22 protein-coding genes are annotated in these 21168 nt (G+C 49.5%); 4 read left to right on the top strand and 18 right to left on the bottom strand.

Going from position 1 to position 21168, the window contains the following annotated elements:
- Positions 1–26: 26 nt before the first annotated feature.
- The 18 genes from CYJ37_RS09695 to hprK form a co-directional block, all read right to left on the bottom strand.
- Positions 27–1010 carry a gluconeogenesis factor YvcK family protein gene (locus CYJ37_RS09695; RefSeq protein WP_101549460.1) on the bottom strand — a complete coding sequence of 328 codons (984 nt, stop codon included), beginning with the start codon at positions 1008–1010 and terminating at the stop codon, positions 27–29.
- The gene (gene rapZ / locus CYJ37_RS09690; RefSeq protein ID WP_009793065.1) at positions 1007–1900 is read right to left on the bottom strand and encodes an RNase adapter RapZ; all 894 of its coding nucleotides are present in this window, start codon (positions 1898–1900) and stop codon (positions 1007–1009) included. The genes CYJ37_RS09695 and rapZ overlap by 4 nt, the downstream gene beginning before the upstream one ends.
- Positions 1901–1929: 29 nt before the next feature.
- The gene (locus CYJ37_RS09685) at positions 1930–2388 is read right to left on the bottom strand and encodes an 8-oxo-dGTP diphosphatase (protein WP_094768572.1); all 459 of its coding nucleotides are present in this window, start codon (positions 2386–2388) and stop codon (positions 1930–1932) included.
- Positions 2389–2963: 575 nt separating this feature from the next.
- Positions 2964–4094, bottom strand: coding sequence for a thioredoxin-disulfide reductase (trxB, locus tag CYJ37_RS09675; protein ID WP_257964210.1), 1131 nt, complete (start codon positions 4092–4094; stop codon positions 2964–2966).
- A 38-nt stretch (positions 4095–4132) separates the two neighbouring features.
- A complete protein-coding gene (locus CYJ37_RS09670; RefSeq protein WP_101549454.1) occupies positions 4133–5632 on the bottom strand; it encodes a tetratricopeptide repeat protein in 1500 nt (499 codons plus the stop codon).
- 509 nt (positions 5633–6141) lie between these two features.
- On the bottom strand, positions 6142–6777 hold the full coding sequence (gene hisIE / locus CYJ37_RS09665) for a bifunctional phosphoribosyl-AMP cyclohydrolase/phosphoribosyl-ATP diphosphatase HisIE (RefSeq protein ID WP_101549452.1): 636 nt from the start codon (positions 6775–6777) through the stop codon (positions 6142–6144).
- Positions 6774–7532 (bottom strand): imidazole glycerol phosphate synthase subunit HisF, encoded by a 759-nt coding sequence (gene hisF, locus CYJ37_RS09660; RefSeq protein WP_101549450.1) that lies wholly within the window; start codon positions 7530–7532, stop codon positions 6774–6776. Before hisF ends, hisIE begins: the two co-directional genes overlap by 4 nt.
- Complete coding sequence (gene hisA, locus CYJ37_RS09655) at positions 7532–8263, bottom strand: 1-(5-phosphoribosyl)-5-[(5-phosphoribosylamino)methylideneamino]imidazole-4-carboxamide isomerase (protein WP_101549448.1); 732 nt, start codon at positions 8261–8263, stop codon at positions 7532–7534. The genes hisF and hisA overlap by 1 nt, the downstream gene beginning before the upstream one ends.
- On the bottom strand, positions 8260–8898 hold the full coding sequence (gene hisH / locus CYJ37_RS09650) for an imidazole glycerol phosphate synthase subunit HisH (protein ID WP_101549447.1): 639 nt from the start codon (positions 8896–8898) through the stop codon (positions 8260–8262). Before hisH ends, hisA begins: the two co-directional genes overlap by 4 nt.
- Position 8899: 1 nt before the next feature.
- Positions 8900–9487: an imidazoleglycerol-phosphate dehydratase HisB gene (gene hisB, locus CYJ37_RS09645; RefSeq protein WP_009793055.1), complete on the bottom strand. Its 588-nt coding sequence runs from the start codon at positions 9485–9487 to the stop codon at positions 8900–8902.
- Entirely contained in the window at positions 9488–10768 is a 1281-nt protein-coding gene (gene hisD / locus CYJ37_RS09640; protein ID WP_101549445.1) for a histidinol dehydrogenase, read from the bottom strand. It lies immediately after the preceding gene.
- A 27-nt stretch (positions 10769–10795) separates the two neighbouring features.
- Complete coding sequence (hisG, locus tag CYJ37_RS09635) at positions 10796–11437, bottom strand: ATP phosphoribosyltransferase (protein WP_101549443.1); 642 nt, start codon at positions 11435–11437, stop codon at positions 10796–10798.
- A complete protein-coding gene (locus CYJ37_RS09630; protein WP_022544382.1) occupies positions 11434–12618 on the bottom strand; it encodes an ATP phosphoribosyltransferase regulatory subunit in 1185 nt (394 codons plus the stop codon). The genes hisG and CYJ37_RS09630 overlap by 4 nt, the downstream gene beginning before the upstream one ends.
- 386 nt (positions 12619–13004) lie before the next feature.
- A complete protein-coding gene (locus tag CYJ37_RS09625) occupies positions 13005–13538 on the bottom strand; it encodes an acyltransferase (protein ID WP_009793051.1) in 534 nt (177 codons plus the stop codon).
- Positions 13535–14188 (bottom strand): pyrophosphatase PpaX, encoded by a 654-nt coding sequence (ppaX, locus tag CYJ37_RS09620; protein ID WP_009793050.1) that lies wholly within the window; start codon positions 14186–14188, stop codon positions 13535–13537. The genes CYJ37_RS09625 and ppaX overlap by 4 nt, the downstream gene beginning before the upstream one ends.
- Positions 14185–15132 (bottom strand): nucleoside recognition domain-containing protein, encoded by a 948-nt coding sequence (locus CYJ37_RS09615; RefSeq protein WP_101549441.1) that lies wholly within the window; start codon positions 15130–15132, stop codon positions 14185–14187. The genes ppaX and CYJ37_RS09615 overlap by 4 nt, the downstream gene beginning before the upstream one ends.
- Before the next feature lie 34 nt (positions 15133–15166).
- Positions 15167–15985, bottom strand: a complete 819-nt coding sequence (lgt, locus tag CYJ37_RS09610; protein ID WP_101549439.1) for a prolipoprotein diacylglyceryl transferase — start codon at positions 15983–15985, stop codon at positions 15167–15169.
- A gap of 57 nt (positions 15986–16042) precedes the next feature.
- Positions 16043–16972, bottom strand: coding sequence for an HPr(Ser) kinase/phosphatase (gene hprK / locus CYJ37_RS09605; protein WP_009793047.1), 930 nt, complete (start codon positions 16970–16972; stop codon positions 16043–16045).
- A gap of 247 nt (positions 16973–17219) precedes the next feature.
- Here hprK and nagA point away from each other — a divergent pair, with 247 nt between their 5' ends.
- The 4 genes from nagA to CYJ37_RS09585 all read left to right on the top strand — a co-directional run bounded on the left by nagA (position 17220) and on the right by CYJ37_RS09585 (position 21118).
- A complete protein-coding gene (nagA, locus tag CYJ37_RS09600) occupies positions 17220–18395 on the top strand; it encodes an N-acetylglucosamine-6-phosphate deacetylase (RefSeq protein ID WP_101549437.1) in 1176 nt (391 codons plus the stop codon).
- Entirely contained in the window at positions 18395–19120 is a 726-nt protein-coding gene (gene nagB, locus CYJ37_RS09595) for a glucosamine-6-phosphate deaminase (RefSeq protein ID WP_101549435.1), read from the top strand. The genes nagA and nagB overlap by 1 nt, the downstream gene beginning before the upstream one ends.
- Before the next feature lie 12 nt (positions 19121–19132).
- Complete coding sequence (locus CYJ37_RS09590; protein WP_009793044.1) at positions 19133–19858, top strand: GntR family transcriptional regulator; 726 nt, start codon at positions 19133–19135, stop codon at positions 19856–19858.
- 591 nt (positions 19859–20449) lie between these two features.
- The gene (locus tag CYJ37_RS09585) at positions 20450–21118 is read left to right on the top strand and encodes an N-acetylmuramoyl-L-alanine amidase (protein ID WP_101549434.1); all 669 of its coding nucleotides are present in this window, start codon (positions 20450–20452) and stop codon (positions 21116–21118) included.
- Positions 21119–21168 lie beyond the last annotated feature (50 nt).

Here is a 21168-nt window from a genome sequence, read left to right as displayed (position 1 = left end):
CCAGACAAACGCTTGCACATTTATATTTACGCTTTATATCGCTTGCTGGTTTCATTTATTAGTAAAGAAAATAAAATATCTGCTACTTCCTGTGTATCATGGCGGATGACGCCGCCGTCCAGGCTGACGATTTCGCCGTGGACAACCTCGAGGCCCAGCCCCTGCAGGTTGGCAACATCATAATGGACAGGCTTGGCCAGCTCCTCGCTGTACCGCTCCTGTACTTCTTCCGGAATATCTTCATTATTGACAAGGATCGTATTGATAAAAGAACAATTCATATGGTCATATATGGCCTTTACATGATCGCTCGCCGTAAAATCAAGCGTTTCCCCTGCCTGCGTCATCAGATTGCAGATATAGACCTTTTTGGCCTTCGCATTGCAGACCTCTCTCCCCAGGTTCGGAACAAGGAGGTTTGGCAGTATGCTTGTATAAAGGCTGCCAGGCCCGATGATGATCAGATCTGCCTGCCTGATGGCCTGGATGGTCTCCGGCAGGGCATTGACATCCTCAGGGCTCAGGAAGACTTTTTTGATTTTTTTCCCTGAGTATGGAATCTTGGATTCTCCTGAAACAATCGTCCCATCCTCCATCTCAGCATGGAGGACGACACTCTGGTCTGCGGCCGGGAGAACCTTTCCCCTAACATTGAGGACCTTGCTCATTTCCTGGATGGCATGAGTGAAATTGCCTGTGATCGAGGTCATGGCAGCAAGGATCAGGTTGCCGAGTGAATGGCCGGAAAGCTCATTCGCGGTGCTGAACCTGTGCTGGAACATTTCCTCGATGAGCGGCTCCACATCAGACAGTGCAGCTAAAACATTCCGAATATCCCCAGGGGGAGGAATCTGCAGTTCATTCCGGAGGCGGCCAGAGCTCCCGCCATCATCAGCCACCGTCACGATGGCTGTAATATCTGCAGGATGCTTCTTCAAACCGCGCAGGAGGACCGGGAGCCCTGTGCCTCCCCCTATGATGACGATTCTAGGCTGTTCTGTACCTGTCATGTTGTTTTATCCTTTCTCCTCTCGATATCGCGGTGAGTGATATGTGTATGGTAATCCGCTTCATAAAAGCGGGCAATATACTCAGCTAGGGCTACAGAACGGTGCTGGCCGCCTGTGCAGCCAATCGCGATCACCAGCTGGGCCTTGCCCTCGCGCTTGTAGTGAGGGAGCATGAAGCTCAGCAGATCTGTAACCTTTTCGAGAAATTTATTGGTTTCATTCCATTTCAGTACATATGTCGACACATCTTCGTCCAGGCCGGTTTTCGGCCTCATGCTCTCGATGTAATGGGGATTCGGCAGAAATCGTACATCAAACACAAGATCTGCGTCTATCGGCAGGCCATGCTTAAAGCCAAATGACATCACATTGACGGTAAACGTCGTCTTCCGGTTGACTGAAAACTGATCAAGGATTTTTTCCCTCAGCTCCCGCGGCTTCATGTTTGATGTTTTATATATCAGCTGGGCCCTCCCTTTCAGCTCCTCCAGAAGCTCCCTTTCAAGCTTGATGCCTTCAAGAGGCAAACCTGACGGAGCAAGGGGATGAGAGCGCCGGGTTTCCTTGTAGCGCCTGACCAATGTAGAGTCGTCCGCATCCAGATACAAAATCTGCGGGGCCACCCATGAAGTTTCGGCCAAATCGTCCAGCGCCTTGAATAAGTGATCAAAGAACTCCCTGCCGCGAAGGTCCATGACCAGTGCAACCTTATTCATCTTATTCCCTGATTCCTTCATCAGTTCAAGAAACTTCGGAAGCAGAGTCGGAGGCAGGTTATCCACACAGAAAAAGCCAAGATCCTCAAAACTCTGGATCGCCACTGTTTTCCCTGCTCCCGACATCCCAGTTATTATGACCATTTGTGTATCAGTCGCCGCACCGCTGCTCATTCCTATTCTCCCCCTGTAATCTATATTATTTAACTCGGGTCCAGCCGATAGCTTAGAAGCTCGAAATTCGGCGTATACGTAAACGTCCCGTAAATAATTCCATTTCCATGAATCATATATTCAAGAATGTGATAATCGCCGGCAGCCATCGGCAGATTCTTGATATCATCAAAATCATGCCAGGCCAGCTTCCCTTCCTCCGACTCATCCAGATTGATGCCATCAGACTCCCGTGCAAGGAAAGTAAACATCATCCATTCAGAAAGCACCTTATCCCCGTCTTTCATAATGAAGGTAAAGATCCCCTTCAAGCCCGGGTTTCTTAAGTATATGCCTGTCTCCTCGCGGAATTCCCTGATGCAGGAATCCCGGACTGATTCACCCGGCTCCATCTTTCCTCCGGGCGCTACCCACCAGCCACGTCTCGGTTTTTGTAAAAGCAATACTTGATTTTCCTTCAACAGCACACAATTCGTGACCCGCTGCAACAGCCTCACCTCAGCATTTCCTTCTCATGACCGCCGCACAGGCAGTCCTGTCGAATATATTCTTTTCATTATACTATTTTTGTCATGCAGCCACAATGAAATGAAAAAATGAAATGCGGAGGCGGCTCGCCCAGAGCCGACAAGCATAAGACGCAAAAGAATAAAAGGCGTTCTTTGCCTTTAATTCTTTTGTGGTTTATGACTCGAGGCTCTAGCCGTCGGAGCTGGACAAATTGAGATGCAAAGGCGTCTTGCCTTCGCCCAAAAAAAAGAGCACAGGCTATGTATGCCTGTGCTGCACAAAGGATTATATCTTAAAAGGGGGTCAATTTCTATTCCTATATTACCCGATGTTTATTGCACTACTGTTACAGTACGATTAAAACAAAATGACTTTTTATTTCTTTAGTAAAAAGTCGGCCGAAAGCCTTGTACAATGCGGCTTTCGGCCTATTGCTGCCGGTGGATGGAAGCGGCATCTTTTTTGAATTTTCTCTTGCGGAAACCGCAGCTGCTGCAGCCAGATTATGAATAAAAAACGCCCATTTCATTAATGAGCGTTTTTTCAAACAATATTAAGCTTTCGCCTTTAAAGATTCCATCAATTCTTCAACATAGTGCTGGGCACTTTGGGCGGCGATGCTGCCGTCGCCTGTTGCGGTCACGATCTGGCGAAGCATTTTTTCACGGATGTCTCCGGCAGCAAAAATGCCAGGAACCTTTGTTTCCATGCGTTCATTCGTTTCGATATAGCCGTTCTCATTGGTGATGCCAAGGCTTTGGAAAGGCTTGGACAGCGGAACCATGCCAATGTAGATGAATACGCCATCTGCCTTGAATTCGCGCTCTTCCCCATTTTCAGTAGAAACAAGCGTGACGCTTCCTACCTTGCCTTCGCTCTCGTTGATTTCTTTTACTGTAGAGTTCCAGATGAAATCAACCTTCTCGTTGTCAAACGCGCGCTGCTGAAGGATCGCCTGTGCGCGCAGCTCGTCGCGGCGGTGGACGATGGTCACTTTTTCCGCGAAACGGGTCAGGTAGACGCCCTCCTCGACAGCAGAATCTCCTCCGCCGACAACAACAAGCTCTTTGCCTTTGAAGAACGCGCCATCACAGACGGCACAATAAGATACACCGCGGCCGCCGAGTTCTTTTTCACCCGGAACACCGATTTTTTTATATTCAGCACCCGTTGTAATGATTACAGCACGGGCTTTATATTGTTTTGATCCTGCAACAACGGTTTTATATTCTTCACCGTCGATGATTTCTTTGATATCGCCATATGCATATTCGGCGCCGAATTTCTTGGCGTGGTCGAACATTTTAGTAGACAGGTCAGGGCCCAGGATATGATCGAAACCAGGATAGTTTTCGACTTCTTCTGTGTTGGCCATTTGCCCTCCCGGCACGCCCCGTTCAATCATCAATGTAGACAGGTTGGCACGGGATGTATACACAGCAGCTGTCATTCCGGCCGGTCCTGCGCCAGCGATGATGACATCATAAATTTTTTCTTCTGCCATCTTGCTCCACTCCTTCACTAGGACTTTGCTGATTCCCCCTGAGAAATGCTTTTTATACTTAGTTATTGCTCTGCAAAATTGACTTTCCCAGCCTTGACAGGCAGAAGGAGCTGTAAGAGCAAGTGCGTTTATTCCCAAGAAAAACAGCGGTTGTTTCAGTAGTATTTCCTTACTAACCATATCCTATAAAACAATAAGGATACAGTCCAAGAATCTGCTCATTTCAGAATGCTGCTGACTGATTTTACATACTTCTGCAGTGTGGAAGCAGAAAGTCCGTACTGAGCTGCCACGCTTTGCTGCGAGACTTTTTCGCTGCGCTGCTTTCTCCAGACATATTCCACCGCCCCGGCCCATGCTTTTGCATTCCTGGCAAGAAGCCCCTGACCATCAGCTTCCTTGAAGACAGTAAACCATGCCAGATATAACCCGGCTTCAACTGTCCCGATCGGTTTATGGTGTTTGTATAAGAGCTCTGCCGTTTCATGGGCGATTCTTGCGCTGGTTTTTTCTCCGGCGCCAGTTTCAATCAATGCTGCGTATTCACGGTCAGCGCCAGTGAATCTTGGATTCTGCTTAACATCCTTGCTTGCAAGAATCTCATCTTTTCTGCCTGATTTTGAAGCTAGGAAAAGAGCAAATAAGCGTTCCTCACCATATTCACTGTTCATTTTTTTATAGATGGAATCCAGATGGTCCTCGAAACCTGCTGTTTCCGGCTTATCTTCGTTCCATGGTTCAAGGCCCGCCTTCTCAGGGCTGTATTCCAGCACCCTTTTCCAGAAGTTTCTGGCCTGGTCTTCCTTCCCCGTAAAATAGGAGGAATAAGAAAGCCAGTAATAAAAGGCGCCATCTCCCTCATAGCCTGACTTGTGGAGCTTGCGCAGCCACTTGTAGGCAGGCTCATATTCACCGACAAGCGCGAAGGTGGCCCCAAGCTTGAACTGGTGGTCAATCAGGAGCGGCTGGATTTTTTTCAGCGTTTCAATTAAAGCCTTTACCTCTTCAAGATCATGCTGATAGTAGGCAAACACAAGCTTATTGCAAAGCGCATGAAGATTGCCCTGGTTGCGTACAAGCACCTCATCAAGGATATCGTTCGCTTTGTTCACTTCTCCCAGGTAAAAATGGGCAAGCGCCAGATTATTGTATGCTGACCAATATTCCGGGTAATCCTCAATCACCGTGCTCAGAATTTCCACTGCTTTCGGGAAATGCCCTGATTCAAGAAGCTCCCTTGCCTGCTCCTGCTTGGTGATCAGGTCGTCCTGCTCATACAGCTCTTCATCCAGATCTTCTGCTTCCAGTGTCAAAAGTTCCAAAAGATCTTCCGTATCCTCAATGAACTCTCCATCAGGCTCAAGCTCCAAATACGTATTGGCATGCTGATAAGCATCCTTGAAGAATCCCAGGTGGGCATAATTATTGGCAAGGAAGTAATGGCATTCAGCCATTTCCTCATCTAGCTCCTCCAGGACAAGATGCAGCAGCTTATTCGACTTCTGGTATTCATTCAATTCTGTATACACGATCGCCAGCTGGCAGGCGATCATCGGCTCGCCCGGCTCCAGCTGCATCGCACGCTGCAGATATTTGCTTGCTTTATGAAAATCCCGGCGGTGAAAGGATTTGATTCCTTTTGAAAAATAATATTCGCCAGTCGGGATGAATGTAAGTAGTTTCCCCATCGGTTGTCTTGCTTTTGAGTCTTTGCTCATGTAATCCCTCATCTCTAGGCAGCAGGCCAATCACTCGCACACCTGCGCCAGCCTTAACTACAGTAGTATATCACATGTGCAAGCTGCCGGAGAAGAGCAGAATGAGATTCGTATTTTTCGGAGAACAGAATTGTGGCCATGAGTTTAAAAGCGTATCTGAAGGTGGAGTTTTCCGGCTGGCATTGAGTTGGTTTGCCTAAGGCACTGCTGGCGGTTTTTGAGGAAATTTCCTGGATTCTTTCACAATATCTGCTGAACTTTTGCACTGTTCTGCTTAACCTAAGCATGTACAGCATAATTCTGCCGTGATTCTATCAAGAACAGCCGTTATGCAACCCTGATCCCGCATGATTCACCCTAGTTTTTTTGTTATTCACCCTAGTTTCCGCATGATTCACCCTAGTTTTTTTGTTATTCACCCCAGTTTCCGCATGATTCACCCCTTCTTACATTTTTTACCACCATTTACCAAAAAGAGGCCAGCTCAAGTGAGCTGCCCTCCTCAAAAATCAACCTTTTTCATGCCGCTCTTTCAGCACACCAAGCACTTCCTCGAATGGCAGCTTCTGCTCGCGCAAAAGGACGAGCAGGTGGTAAAGCAAATCGGCAGTTTCCCATTTGAGCTCTTCCTGGTCGCGGTTTTTAGCTGCGATGATGACCTCAGCGGATTCTTCGCCGACCTTTTTCAGGATTTTATCCACGCCTTTTTCAAACAGATAGGTTGTGTAGGCCCCTTCCGGACGCTCTTTTTCCCGCTGCCCGATTACCTGCTCCAGCTCGGCAAGGATGCTGTAGCTTTCCTCTCCGGCATCTGACAGGCCTTCTGCCTTATAAACAGTCTCATTAAAGCAGCTGACGGCGCCTGTATGGCATGCAGGCCCGGCTGGCTCAACCAGCACAACTAGGGCATCCTGGTCGCAGTCATATTTGATTTCTGCAATCTGCTGCGTATTTCCGCTGGTTGCTCCTTTATGCCAGAGCTCCTGGCGTGATCTGCTGTAAAACCAGGTTTCGCCGCTTTCAATGGAAAGAGACAGTGATTCACGGTTCATATAGGCCAGAGTCAATACTTCTTTCGTTTTCCGGTCCTGGACCACCGCCGGAATCAGGCCGTTTTCATCAAATTTCAGTTCTTCCAGATTCATCGGACCGTCACCCCTTTTTCTTTTAAAAATTGCTTTACTTCACTGACTGATGTTTCTTTATAATGGAAAATCGACGCAGCAAGGGCCGCATCAGCCTTCCCTTCTGTAAAGGCATCAGCGAAATGGGCGCTGTTGCCGGCGCCTCCGGATGCGATGACCGGTACGCTGACAGCCTCGCTCACTGCTTTCGTTAATGAAAGGTCAAACCCGTTTTTCCCGCCGTCGGCATCCATGCTGGTCAGCAGGATTTCACCGGCGCCAAGCTCAACAGCCTGCCTTGCCCAGTCAATCACCCCAAGGTCTGTCGCTTTGCGTCCCCCATGGGTATAGACTCTCCAGGATCCAAGCTCAGGATCATACTTCGCATCAATTGCGACAACGATGCACTGTGACCCGAAGAAGCTTGCTCCTTCCCTGATCAGGTCCGGATTATTTACAGCTGCCGTGTTCAAGGAAACTTTGTCAGCTCCAGCCCTGAGGATTCTTTTCATATCTTCAAGTGCATTGATTCCGCCGCCGACCGTGAATGGGATGGCCAGCTCTGAAGCGACCGCCTTCACCACTTCGGTCATCGTTTTTCTGCCTTCATGTGATGCAGAGATATCAAGGAACACAAGCTCGTCAGCCCCCTGCTGGTCATAAAAGCGGGCCAGTTCGACCGGATCGCCGGCATCACGGAGCTGTACAAACTGAATTCCTTTTACAACCCGCCCTTCCTTTACATCAAGGCATGGGATGATCCGTTTTGTCAGCATCAGCGGGCCACCTCTTTCAGCGCCTGTTCAACCGTGAACCTGCCTTCATAGATGGCTTTCCCGACAATCGCGCCGGAAACGCCTTCACCCTCATACGCCTGCAATGCCGTCAAATCTGCAAGGCTGCTTACTCCCCCTGAAGCAATGACGCTTTTTCCGGTTGCTGCCGCTAGCTCCCTGACCGCCTCCGCATTTGGCCCGGACAGCATCCCGTCTGTCGCGATATCGGTAAAAATAAAGGTCTCTGCTCCAGCATCAGCAAACCGCTTCCCAAGCTCAACCGCTTTTACCTCGGAAGTATTGAGCCAGCCATGTGTCGCAACATAGCCATCCTTTGCATCAAGTCCAACCGCAATTTTTCCGCCGTACTTGCGGATCATTTCTACAGCAAACTCAGGATTGGAAACAGCGATGCTGCCGATGATCACACGGGAAACGCCATTATCGAGATAGTGGGCGATATCCTCCTCTGTCCGGATTCCCCCGCCTATCTGGACCTTTGCACCAAGCTCCTGCGCAGCCTTAATGACAAAAGAGTCATTCACACGCTTTCCATCTTTAGCGCCATCAAGGTCCACCATATGAATCCATTCTGCACCTGCATCTGCGAATGATTTGGCCATATCGAACGGAGAATCGCCGTACACCGTTTCTTTTTCATAATCCCCCTGCAGCAGGCGGACACATTTGCCTGCTCTCATATCAATGGCCGGATAGATTGTAAAGCTCATTGGGACTCTCCTCCTTTGCTGGCTACTATCGTGAAGTTCCGCAGCAGCTCCATGCCAAGGGAACTGCTTTTTTCCGGGTGGAATTGCATCCCGAAGACATTTTCCCTGCCGACAACAGCTGGAACTTCCCTATCATAAAAGCTTCTTGCAATGACAACATCATGATCGCCCGGCTCTGCATAATAGGAGTGGACAAAATAAACATATCCTTCTTCCACATTCTTCAGAATCGGTGAAGAGTTGATGAACTCAAGCCTGTTCCAGCCCATATGCGGGACCTTGTATTTTTCCCTTTGCTCATCTTCTCCTGGAAAACGGACAACCTTTCCAGGCAAAAGTTTCAAGCCTTCTGAATAGCCATTTTCCTCACTGCTTTCGAACAAAAGCTGCATGCCAAGGCAGATGCCGGCAAGCGGCTTGCCTGCCGCGGTATATTCCTGAATCATCCCTGTCAGCCCGGTAGCATTCAGCCGGTCCATTGCATCCTTGAAGCTGCCTACTCCAGGAAGGATCAGCCCATCCGCTTTTTTCAGCTCTTCCTGGTCTTCTGATAGAAAGTAAGGGACTTCAAGCCGCTCTAGCGCTTTGCTGACGCTGAACAGATTACCCATTCCATAATCAATGATGCCGATCATTTTATAACATCCCTTTCGTTGACGGAACTCCTTTAATTCTTGGATCGATTGTCGTCGCTTCATCAAGCGCCCTTGCAAGCGCCTTGAAAATGGCTTCGATAATATGATGTGTATTTTGGCCATAGTGGACGATCACATGCAGATTCATCCGCGCTTCAAGGGCCAGCTTCCACAGGAATTCATGGACAAGCTCCGTATCGAAGGTGCCGACCTTCTGGCTAGGGAAGTCTGCCCTGATTTCCAGGTGCGGACGGTTGCTCAGGTCGACAACAACTTGCGCTAATGCTTCATCCATCGGCACAAATGCATTTCCGTAGCGTTTGATGCCTTTTTTATCCCCTAGCGCTTCCTTTAAAACCTGGCCGAGGCAGATGCCGATATCTTCTGTTGTATGATGGTCATCCACCTCTGTGTCGCCCTTCGCATCTACTGTCAGATTGAATTGCCCGTGCTTGGCAAAAAGGTCGAGCATATGTGTCATAAATGGGACAGGCGTTTCCAGCTTGGATTGTCCTTCTCCATCAATTTCGAGGGATAGAGCTATTTGTGTTTCGTTTGTAATCCGTTCAACAGATGCCGTTCTTGCCATTTATTTTTCCTCCTTGTTATTCAAGCGCTCCTCGATTGCCCGCGCATGGGCTTCCAGGCCTTCAAGCCTGGCAAAGGCAGCGATTTTTGCTCCATTTTCCTGAAGCGATTTTTTACTATAATAAACGATGCTCGATTTTTTCTGAAAATCCTCCACATTGAGCGGACTGGAGAAACGGGCTGTCCCGTTCGTCGGCAATACATGATTCGGGCCGGCAAAATAGTCGCCGACAGGCTCAGGGCTGTATCTCCCCAGGAAGATGGCCCCAGCATGCCTGATCTGGCCGAGAAGCTCCATCGGGTTTTCCGTCAGCACTTCGAGGTGCTCAGGTGCCAGACGGTTCACCGTTTCTACGGCTTCTTCCATAGTTTCCGCCACATAAATCATACCGAAGTCTTCAATTGATTTCCCGGCAATTTCCCGGCGGGGGAGATCTGCAAGCTGCCGTTCCACCTCTTCTGCTACCTTTTCAGCGAGAATTGAGGAGGCTGTAACCAGAACACTGCAGGCCATCGGATCATGCTCTGCCTGTGACAGCAGATCTGCAGCCACTTCGTTTGCTCTCGCCGTTTCGTCGGCGAGCACGGCAATTTCACTCGGGCCGGCAATCATATCGATATCAACATCTCCAAATACTTCCCTTTTGGCAAGAGCTACGAAAATATTACCCGGTCCAGTAATTTTGTCTACAGGCTTAATGGATTCTGTTCCATAAGCCAATGCAGCAATGGCCTGTGCACCGCCGATTTTATAGATCTCTTCTGCTCCTGCTTCCTTAGCAGCTACAAGTACTGCAGCCGGGAGCTTTCCGTCCCGGCCTGGCGGGGAGGTGATAACAATCCTTCTGACTCCAGCCACTTTTGCCGGAATTACATTCATCAGGACAGAGGATGGATAGGCTGCAGTGCCGCCCGGAACATACAAGCCTGCTGAATCAAGCGGTGTCACCTTCTGGCCTAGCATCGTCCCGTTTTCATCCGTGGTCATCCAGGATGGCCGAAGCTGCTTCTCGTGAAAGCTGCGGATATTGGCTGCGGCCTCCTTGATTACCTCGAGGATTGAAGGATCAATTGTACTGTAGGCTTCCTCTACTTCAGCAGAAGTGGCCGCGAAGGAGGAAAGCTGGATCCCGTCAAATTTTTCTGTGTAGCTGCGGACGGCCTCGTCACCATTTTTGCGCACTTCGGCAATGATGCTTTTAACAGCATACCTTTGCTCTTCCGTACCGCTATCAACCGATCTTTTAATAGAAATCTCTTCTGATACTCTGATGATTTTCATCCTGTTTCCCCTCCCTGAAGCAGCAAGCTATTGAGCTGCCTGTTCATTCACGACCCTGCTGAGCTTGCCGACAATCTCGCTGATGCGCTTGTCCTTGATCCGGTAGCTGACCGGATTGACAATCAGCCTGGATGTGATGCCGACGATCTGCTCATACTCGACCAGTCCATTTTCTTTCAGTGTCCTGCCTGTTGACACGATATCGACGATCCTGTCCGACAGTCCGATCAGCGGGGCAAGTTCAATGGAGCCGTTCAGCTTGATGATTTCAACTTGTTCCCCCTGCTCGCGGAAATATGCCGCGGCTACATTCGGATATTTAGTTGCCACTTTCGGCGCCACTTCATTCATTTTTGTACCCGGAATTCCTGCTACAGCAAGATAGCAGGCACTGATTTTCAAATCAAGCAGCTCATATATATCACGCTCTTCCTCGAGCATAACGTCTTTTCCTGCTATCCCGAGGTCCGCCACCCCATGCTCCACATAGGTCGGTACGTCCATCGGCTTTGCAAGGATAAATTGAAATCTTTCTTCCTCCACATCAATGATCAGCTTGCGTGAGTCATCAAATTCGGGCGGCAGATCGAAGCCGGCCTGGCGCAGCAGCTCTGCAGCCTCCTCAAATATCCGCCCTTTCGGCATCGCAATCGTCAGCAGGTCCTTCATTGCTGCTCCTCCTTCCCGGCTTTTCCAACTAAAAAGGTAATATCATCATATTGGCTTGTGCACGCATCCAGGTTTTTGACGCCGCTGATATCCTGAAGCACAGCCTTGATCCCTGATTTCCTCATAACCTTTGCTTTTTCATATGCCTCGCGCCTGCGCTCCGAGCTGAAGATGATGCAATGGAGCGGCTCTTTTTCCCCTGCTCCGCCTAGAGCTTCAAGCAGGCGGTCAAGCCGGATGGCAAAGCCGGTCGCCCCTGAAGATTTTCCGAACTTTTTCAGCAGAAGGTCATAGCGGCCCCCATTGCCGATCGGAAAGCCGACATTCCCTGCGTATACTTCAAATAAAATTCCGGTGTAATAGCTCATATGGCTGACAAGCGTCAGATCAAGCTTGATTTTTTCACCTTCGCCAAAATCGGCCATCGTGTCCCACAGACGTTCAAGCTGGACGATCGCTTCCCTGCCCTTATTATTTTCAATCAGGCTGAACGCCTGCTCAATCGCTTCGCGGCCGCCCCTGAGCTGAAGGAAATCCAGGAGGCGCTGCTTATCTATAGAAGATAGCGGGAGATTCTTCACATGCTCCCGGTACCCGACATAATTTTTTTCATAAAGAAATCTCGTTAATTCATTGGCCCTTTCTTCTGTTCCAAGAACCTGGCGGAAAAACTCCTGTACAAAGCCGATATGGCCGACAGACAGCTGGAAGTCCTCCAGGCCTGCTTTTTTCAGCGAGCTGATGAGGAGAGCCAGGCCTTCGCCATCCGCGCTGATTGAATCATCGCCAATCAGCTCGACGCCGATCTGTTCAAACTCAGCCGGGCGGCCGCCTTCTCTCTGCTGGGCCCGGTATACATTGGCTGAATAGGCGAGTCTCAATGGAAGATCTTCTTTCAAAAGCCTGGATGCAGCCACCCGGGCAATCGGGGCTGTCATATCCGGCCGCAGCACAAGAGTATGGCCCTGCTGGTCCAGGAGCTTGAACAGCTGCTGATCAAGTGTCGCCGAAGCTGAGCCGACGGTTTCATAATATTCTAGCGCCGGTGTTTCCATAAATTGATAGCCCCAGCTCTTCATCTCCTCTTCAATGGAAGAGCGGACCCTGCTTTTTGTTTCATATATTTCAGGCAATGTATCACGCATGCCTAATGGCTTTTCAAACATAAATAAACGGCTCATCGTATTCCACCTCTAAATCAAAAGTTCCGAATCCTTTAGTTCGCTAATATGTTATCGAATTGAAGTTATTAGTAGTTTATCGCTGTTTCCAGCATGCGTCAACCATTAATGCTTATTTTCTGAAAATCGGGGGGATGTATCCGTGGAAAAGCTTTTGAGGCAGTTGAGTACTGGGCTTGGAACCGGTATATGCAGGGGTTCTATGGTTTTTATTTGCGGGATTTTTGTTTTATTTGCGGGAATCTGATTATATTTGCGAGTTTCCAATTTTATTTGCGGCTTTTCCGATATATTTGCAAGTTCCCATTTTTGCAGCTTTCACGATTATACCTGTCCCCTTCTCCTATCAAAAAAGCCCCATCAACCGAAGTTAATGGAGCTTTCTATCACTCAGCCTGGCCGTAGATCGGATCATCCTGCCAGCGCTTTTGCAGTTCTTCTTTTGTATAAATGACGCGCATCGGGTTTCCCCCGACGAAACTGCCGGGCGGGACGTCCTTGTGGACAAGGGTGCCGGCGGAGACGATCGCACCGTCGCCGATCGTGATTCCGGGCAGCAGAGTTGAGTTGGCGCCGATCATGACCTCGCTGCCGATTTTCACCTCACCGAGGCGGTATTCGCGGATTAAATATTCGTGCGCCAGGATGGTCGTGTTATAGCCGATGACCGTGTTGCGTCCGACGCTTATTTTTTCCGGGAACATCACATCCAGCATGACCATAAGCGCGAACGAAGTCTGATCGCCGACCTTCATTTTCAGGAATGTACGGTACAGCCAGTTTTTCAATCCGAGAAAAGGGGTGTACCGGGCCAGCTGTATGACGATGAAATTTTTTACAACCTTCGCGAACGGGACCGTTTTGTACACATGCCAGAGAGAATTGGCGCCCTCAACCGGATGCCTGACTGTCTTCCTCATCCTTTATAATCCTCCAGGATATCAAGGAGGTCAGCCATATTCTCCAGCATAAAATCAGGCTTGTACTGCATCAGATGCTCCCTGCCCTTAGCAGACCAGGCGACAGCGGCTGATTTGGTGCCTGCATTATGCCCGGCAAGAATATCATGGTGGTTATCCCCCACCATGATAGCTTCTTCCGGACGGGAGCCGAGGAGCTCAAGCGCCTTGTAAATCGGCTCCGGATCAGGCTTAGCTTTTTCAACATGGTCCAGTGCCACGACAACTTCAAAGAACTGGTCCAGATTCGTCAGCTTCAGCCCTTTTTCCACGACTGGCATAACCTTCGTCGTAACAATCCCAAGCTTGTAGCCTGATTCCTTCAGGGTCCTGACTGTATCAAACACACCATCAAACTCTTTGACAAGCACATCATGGTTCGCAAGATTGAACTCGCGGTATTTGCCGATCATCTCTTCAACCCGGCTTTCATCAATGCCGGCAAAAGTCTCATGCAAGGTCGGACCCATGAACGGAAGCACATCCTCCCGCTTGTATTTGTTCGGATAATACGCTTCAAGCGTGTGGAGGAATGAGCTGATGATCAGTTCATTTGTATCAATCAATGTTCCGTCCAGATCAAATAAAATCGTGTTTATGTTTTCGTTCACAAAGCAGCTTCCTTTCTATTGCTGGCCACTTGGGAGCGGCGGTTCCAGAAAAAGGCGACCGCCAATGTCAGTACAATGGCTGTGCCAAGGCGTATCAGGAGCAGCGGCAGCACCGGAATGCCCAGCGGGAGGAAAATAAGTGTATCTTCGATTACCGCATGGCATGCGACCAGGAAGATGAACGCGATGGTTACATCCTTCCTGCTGACTCCGTCCTCTTTGACAGCCTGTATCATGACTCCCGCCCCGTATGCCAGGCCAAAAATCAGGCCGGCAGCCAAAGTGGTCGAGGTATTCTCTTTCATTCCCAGCGCCCTTGTTGCAGGCGCCATCCATTTTGAAAAAACATCCAGCCATTTCAAGTCTTTCAGCAGCTGTATCCCAATCATCAGCGGAATGACGATGATGGCGAGCTGCAGAATCCCGAGACTCGCCTTGGTTACCGCTTCTAAAAGAATGGCAGAAACACCTGATGCCTGTTCTTCCTTGGCCGGGATCAAGCCGTACTGTGCAAGCTCGGAGCCGCCGCGCCATACCAGATTGATCACCACTGCAGACAGGATGGCCAGGCCGAAACGTACGGCCAGGATAATCCAGAGCTTAACGCCCACCTTGAGCGCCACACCGGATTCAATCAGGATATTATGCGAGAAGGACAGCATAACCGCAATGATGAATACTTCCTTCACCGAAAGATCCAATGTCAGGATGGCCCCGATGGCTGCGTACAGATTCAGGAAGTTCCCGAGCACAAGCGGTATGGCGGCATCACCGGACAGTCCAAGCAGTCCCATCAGCGGCGTTATCACCTTAATGACCCAGGGAAGCACAGGCGTATATTGAAGCAGCGCAACGATCAGCGTGACAGGGAAAATGATTTTCCCCAGTGACCATGTCGTTTTAAGCCCTGCAGCTAATCCTCGTTTGAGCGTGCCGAACAGCATGTTTCTCTCTCCCCTTTGTTTTTATACTATGAGCTTAAGCACTCTTATCCAAATACCTTTTATCTGCATAACCCTTTGTTCTTCTGATAACGATGAGCACTATGGCCCCGATGACCAGGACGATGGATATAAACTGCGCCATGCGGAGACTCTCAGTCAGCATCAGGCTGTCCGTCCTCATCCCTTCAACGAAAAAGCGGCCGATGCTGTACCAGATCACATACGTAAGGAAAAGCTCGCCCCTGCGCAGATTTACTCTTCTTAAAGACAGCAGGATAACAAATCCGGCTATATTCCATACTGATTCATACAGGAAGGTCGGGTGGTAATACGTTCCGTTTATGTACATCTGATTTATGATGAACTCCGGAAGATGAAGATTTTCCAAAAACGCACGTGTCACTTCACGGCCATGTGCTTCCTGATTCATAAAGTTGCCCCAGCGGCCGATGGCCTGGCCAAGGATGATGCTCGGCGCGGTGATGTCAGCCAGCTGCCAGAAAGAAATGCCTTTTTTCTTCGCAAAAACATACGCAGTGATGACAGAGCCGATCAGTGCCCCGTGTATGGCGATGCCGCCATGCCAGATCTTTATGATTTCGGCAGGGTTTTGTGCATAATAGTCCCATTCAAAAATGACATAATACAGCCTTGCAGACAAAATCGCGATCGGAATCGCCCACAGCATCAGGTCAGCAAACAATTCCTTCTGCAGCCCGCGCTTTTCCCCTTCACGCATGGCCAGCCATAAAGCAAGCGCAATCCCCGTACCGATGATCAGCCCGTACCAGTGAACCTGGATGGGACCGAGCGAAAAAGCAATCGGATCAAGCGGCTGGATATTTTCTTCCATAATCATTCTCCTTTTTGCAGAATCCCCTTACAGAAACTCTCTATTTATTTGGGTATACTAGTCGTTGTCCCCGTCCTCGATCACATCAGAAAGGCGGCTTGTAAATTGTTCTGCGGCATTGACGCCCATTCGCTTCAAGCGGAAATTCATCGCCGCCACTTCAATGATGACAGCCAGGTTCCGCCCCGGACGGACCGGGATGGTCAGCCTTGTGATATCTGTGTCAATGATCTTCATTTTCTCTTCATCAAGGCCAAGACGGTCATATTGTTTTTTCTGATCCCACAGCTCAAGATTCATAACGAGGGAAATGCGTTTATTGCTGCGGACAGCACCTGCACCGAACAAGGTCATCACATTGATGATGCCCAGTCCCCTGATTTCAAGCAAGTGCTCAATCAGTTCCGGCGAAGTACCGACAAGATAATCTTCATCTTCCTGGCGGATTTCTACGCAGTCGTCGGCAACAAGGCGGTGGCCTCTTTTTACAAGCTCAAGGGCCGTTTCACTTTTACCGACGCCGCTCTTGCCCGTAATGAGCACGCCAACTCCGTATATATCGACTAGCACGCCATGCACTGCGGTCGTCGGGGCCAGCTTGCTTTCAAGGAAATTTGTCAAAAGGCCGGAGAACCTCGTCGTTTTCTGCTTGGAACGCATGACAGGCACCGCTTCCCTTTCCGAAGCCTCAATCAGCCCTTCCGGCACTTCCATATCCCTTGTAATGATGATCCCTGGCGTGATATCAGTGCAGAGGGATTCCATCCTGTTCTGCCTGTCTGCATCACTCAGCTTTTCCGCAAAGCTCATCTCTGTCTTCCCTATAAGCTGGATGCGCTCTGCAGGGTAATAGTCGAAAAAGCCCGCCATTTCAAGCCCGGGTCTGGAAATATCACTGGTTGTAATCGGACGGCTGATCCCTTCCTCCCCGCTGATCAGCTCTAAATTAAATTTCTCAATGATGTCTTTTGTTCGCACTTTTGCCACGCTGTTGTCCTCCTTTTGCGGAATGCGCCTGATAAGGTCTATTATAATGAATGGTTTCTTTCGATTGGAGAAACTAGACAATAAAGTTTCATCTTATTGTAGCATTTTTCCCCGCAGAACCAAATTGTGCTATCTGATTTTTTCAAAAACCTTTACATAAAGGATACAAAATTGGTATAGACAACTATATGTGTTTATTTTATCATGGAAATATAAAATATCAGGATTCAGAACGGAGATGTGAGGCATGAGTTCCCTACTTTTAAAAAACAGCAGAGTGCTGACAGAGGATGGAATAATTGATAAAGGATATATATTGGTTGAAGACGGCAAGATTAAAAGCTTCGGCCCGGCGGATGAGCTTGGCGGCCAGTCTGCAGACAAGACGATAGAGCTGGATGCCGGTGCAACCCTGGCGCCGGGCTTTATCGACCTTCATATCCACGGTGCAGGCGGGGCCGATACGATGGACAGCACACCTGAAGCATTACAGACAATAGCCCGGACCCTTCCCGCCGAAGGGACGACAAGCTTCCTCGCGACCACCATTACACAGGAAAGATCCTTGATCGAAAAGGCATTGGCAAATGCAGCGGCATACAAGCCGGAAGGATTTGAGGCCGAAATGCTCGGCATCCACCTGGAAGGCCCATTCATCAACGAAAAACGAAAAGGCGCCCAGCCGCTCGAGCATATCCTGAAAAGTGATGTCGAGTTATTCAAGGCTTGGCAGGAAAAATCCGGACAGCTGATCAGGCTCGTCACCCTTGCACCTGAACTCGAGGGCGGAAAAGAGCTGGTCCGCCATCTGGCCGAAACAGGCGTTATCGCTTCCATCGGGCATTCCGATGCTGACTATGAAGAAGTCAGGGAGGCTGTCGAAGCAGGTGCGACCCATGTAACCCACCTGTTCAATGGCATGAAGGGACTTCATCACCGTGAACCAGGCACAGCAGGCGCAGCTCTCCTCTTCAAAGAACTGATTGTGGAAATGATTGCAGATGGAGTCCATGTGCGTCCAGAAATGATCAAACTTGCATTGAACAGCAAAGGCATGGACGGAATGGTGCTGATCACCGACTCAATGAGGGCAAAATGCCTGAAAAACGGCACCTATGATCTCGGCGGCCAGGATGTTACTGTCAAGGATGGGATGGCCTTGCTTGAGGACGGCACACTGGCGGGAAGCATCCTGAGAATGAAAGACTCTGTTAAAAATATGACCAAGTTCGCGGATATCACATTGGCTGAGGCAGTCAAGCTCGCCAGCGAAAATCCGGCAAAGCAGCTGAAAGTATTCGACCGCAAAGGCAGCATTGCAGAAGGAAAAGATGCAGATCTTACTGTACTGAACGAAAACATGGACATCGTACTGACGATCTGCCGCGGAAAAGTCGCATATAATCATTTGGAGGTAGAATGATGAAAATCGTCCAAGCAAAGAACTACCAGGATATGAGCTCGATTGCCTGCCAGATCATCCTGGAAAAAATCAAATCGGCTCCTTCCCTCACACTGGGCCTTGCAACCGGCAGCACACCGAAAGGGCTTTATGATTGCTTAGCAGCAGATTATAAGGAAAACCGGACTTCTTATAAAAATATCCATACCGCCAATCTTGATGAATATATCGGCCTCCCGAAGGAAGATAAAAACAGCTATCATACCTTCATGAATGAAAACCTGTTCAAGCATATCGATATACCTTTGAGCCAGACTTATATTCCGAATGGCCTGGCTGCTGACCTGACAGAGGAATGCAGGCGCTATGACAGGCAGATCAAAATGCTTGGCGGAATTGACCTTCAGGTGCTTGGCATCGGCCAGAACGGCCATATCGGCTTCAACGAACCAGGAACCCCCTTTTCAAGCAGGACCCATGTCGTAGACCTTGATAAAAGCACAATCGAAGCAAACAGCCGATTTTTCTCCAGCATAGAAGAAGTTCCGAACCAGGCCATCACAATGGGCATTGCCTCTATCCTGGACAGCAGGGAAATCCTGCTGCTTTCTTCCGGAAAATCAAAGGCCGAAGCCGTCTATCACCTATTGAACGGAAAGCCGGATGAAAAATTCCCTGCCTCCGCCCTCCAGCTGCATCCGCAAGTGACAATCGTGGCTGACGCAGAGGCACTGCAAAAGGTATAAGGAGACATTCATATGATTGATAAAAATTCACCGATCCCTATTTATCATCAGCTGGAAGAACAGCTGAAAAAGCAGATCAGGGAAGGCCTCCTGCAGGAAGAAGAAGCCATCCCATCTGAACGGGAATATGCCGAGCAGTTCCAGATCAGCAGGATGACCGTCAGGCAGGCCATCAGCAATCTTGTGAGGGAAGGCCTCCTATATCGGGAAAAAGGCCGCGGCACATTCGTCAACAAACAAAAAGTAGAGCAGGAGCTTCAGGGGCTAACAAGTTTCACGGAGGATATGCAGATGCGCGGGATGAAGCCGAGCAGCCGCACCCTTTCCTTCCAGACACTGCCGGCTCCAGGCGGCATAGCATCACGCCTCCAGATTGCCGAGGGCAGCCCAGTCTATGAAATCTCCAGGATCCGCCTGGCCGACGGACTCCCCATGGCACTGGAAACCAACTATATCCCTGAAGCGCTCATGCCCGGCCTGACCGAAGAGGACCTGGGCCATTCCCTTTACGAATACGCTGAAAACCGCCTATCCCTGTCCATTGCAGAAGCAGAACAGGAAATCGAAGCAGCCGGCGCCAAAAACCGGGAGGCAGGACTTCTCTCCATACAAGAAGGCTCCCCCATCCTCCTCATCCTCCGCACAACCCGGCTCTCCGACGGCACCCCCTTCGAATTCGTCCAATCGGCTTACCGTGCTGACCGGTATAAATTTATCCATACAATGCGGAGGGTGTGAGGGTTTAGCGGTTATTAAATCAGTATAGAATGGGGAGGATGTGCTTCTTCATGGGGGCGGGTTAAGTTACTCAACTCGGAATGCTGTCATATTGAAGGGAGTTTAAGGGAGCCTTTGAAAGCAGCTTTAGGTTGCCCAATCAATTTTCAGAAGCTCTGTTGATCGGAGTGGAAGGCACGTAGACTCCTGCGGGAAATAGCGGAAAAGTTGAGACCCCACAGCGCGCAGCGCGAGGAGGCTCAACTCCGCCCCGCGGAAAGCGAAGTGCCTGCAGCGCAGATCAACAGCCCCATTCAAAGAGAGCTAAGGTCTCCTTTTGCTAATGCAAATAAATTCTAAAAACCCTGTTGATCGGAGTCGAAGGCACGAAGACTCCTGCGGGAAGTAGCGACAGAGCTAAGACACCGCAAGAGCTTGCTCTGAGGAGGCTCAGCGCACCCCGCGGAAAGCGAAGTGCCTGCAGCGTAGATCAACAGACTACATTCAAAGAACCAAACTACATAGTTCCTAAAAATTTTTTCTCCCTCACCATGTCCTAAATCCCCATTTCCCCCTATATAGTAAATGAACAAATCATTAGGAGGGAAACAAATGAAAATCGTACTCGACGCAGGACACGGCTACGAAACCCCTGGAAAAAGAAGCCCCGATGGCTTCAGAGAATACGAATTCAACCGCCAGGCCGCCCACCACTGCCGCAAACTCCTCGAACAGGCCGGATTAACCGTCATGGACTCTCATTCCGACGAATGGGACATCCCATTATCCGAAAGAACCGGAATGGCCAACCGCTGGAAAGCAGACTGCTATGTCTCCATCCACGCCAACGCCTACGGAACAGGCTGGAACAGCGCAAACGGAATCGAAACATACGTCCACACCTCCCGCCCTGCAGAAGCAGTAAAGCTAGCCCAATCCGTTCAGGCACAGCTCGTAAAAGAAACCGGCCTGGCCGACCGCGGAGTCAAAACTGCGGACTTCCATGTACTAAGAAAAACCACCATGACAGCCATCCTCATCGAATGCGGATTCATGACCAATAAAACAGAATGCAGTCTGCTGCAATCCAAAGAATACCAGCAGCTCTGCGGACAAACCATCGGCATGGCACTCCTATCATTTTACAAACCAGCCGGCGGCCTCTACAAAGTCCAGGCCGGAGCCTTCTCCCAACTAAAAAACGCCCAATCCCTCGCCGAAAAACTAAGAGAAAACAGCGTACCGGCATATATTACTTATTCCCAAGAAAAGCAGAGGTGAAAACTCTTCATAGGTAGACCCATTCGATTTTATAAGTAAAAGGGGTACGG

Origin of the sequence: Bacillus sp. UMB0728 (assembly GCF_002858875.1) — a bacterium.
GTDB classification, from domain to species: domain Bacteria; phylum Bacillota; class Bacilli; order Bacillales; family Cytobacillaceae; genus Bacillus_AB; species Bacillus_AB infantis.
Note: the sequence above shows the minus strand (reverse complement) of the source record. Positions and strands in the feature narration are given on the sequence as shown.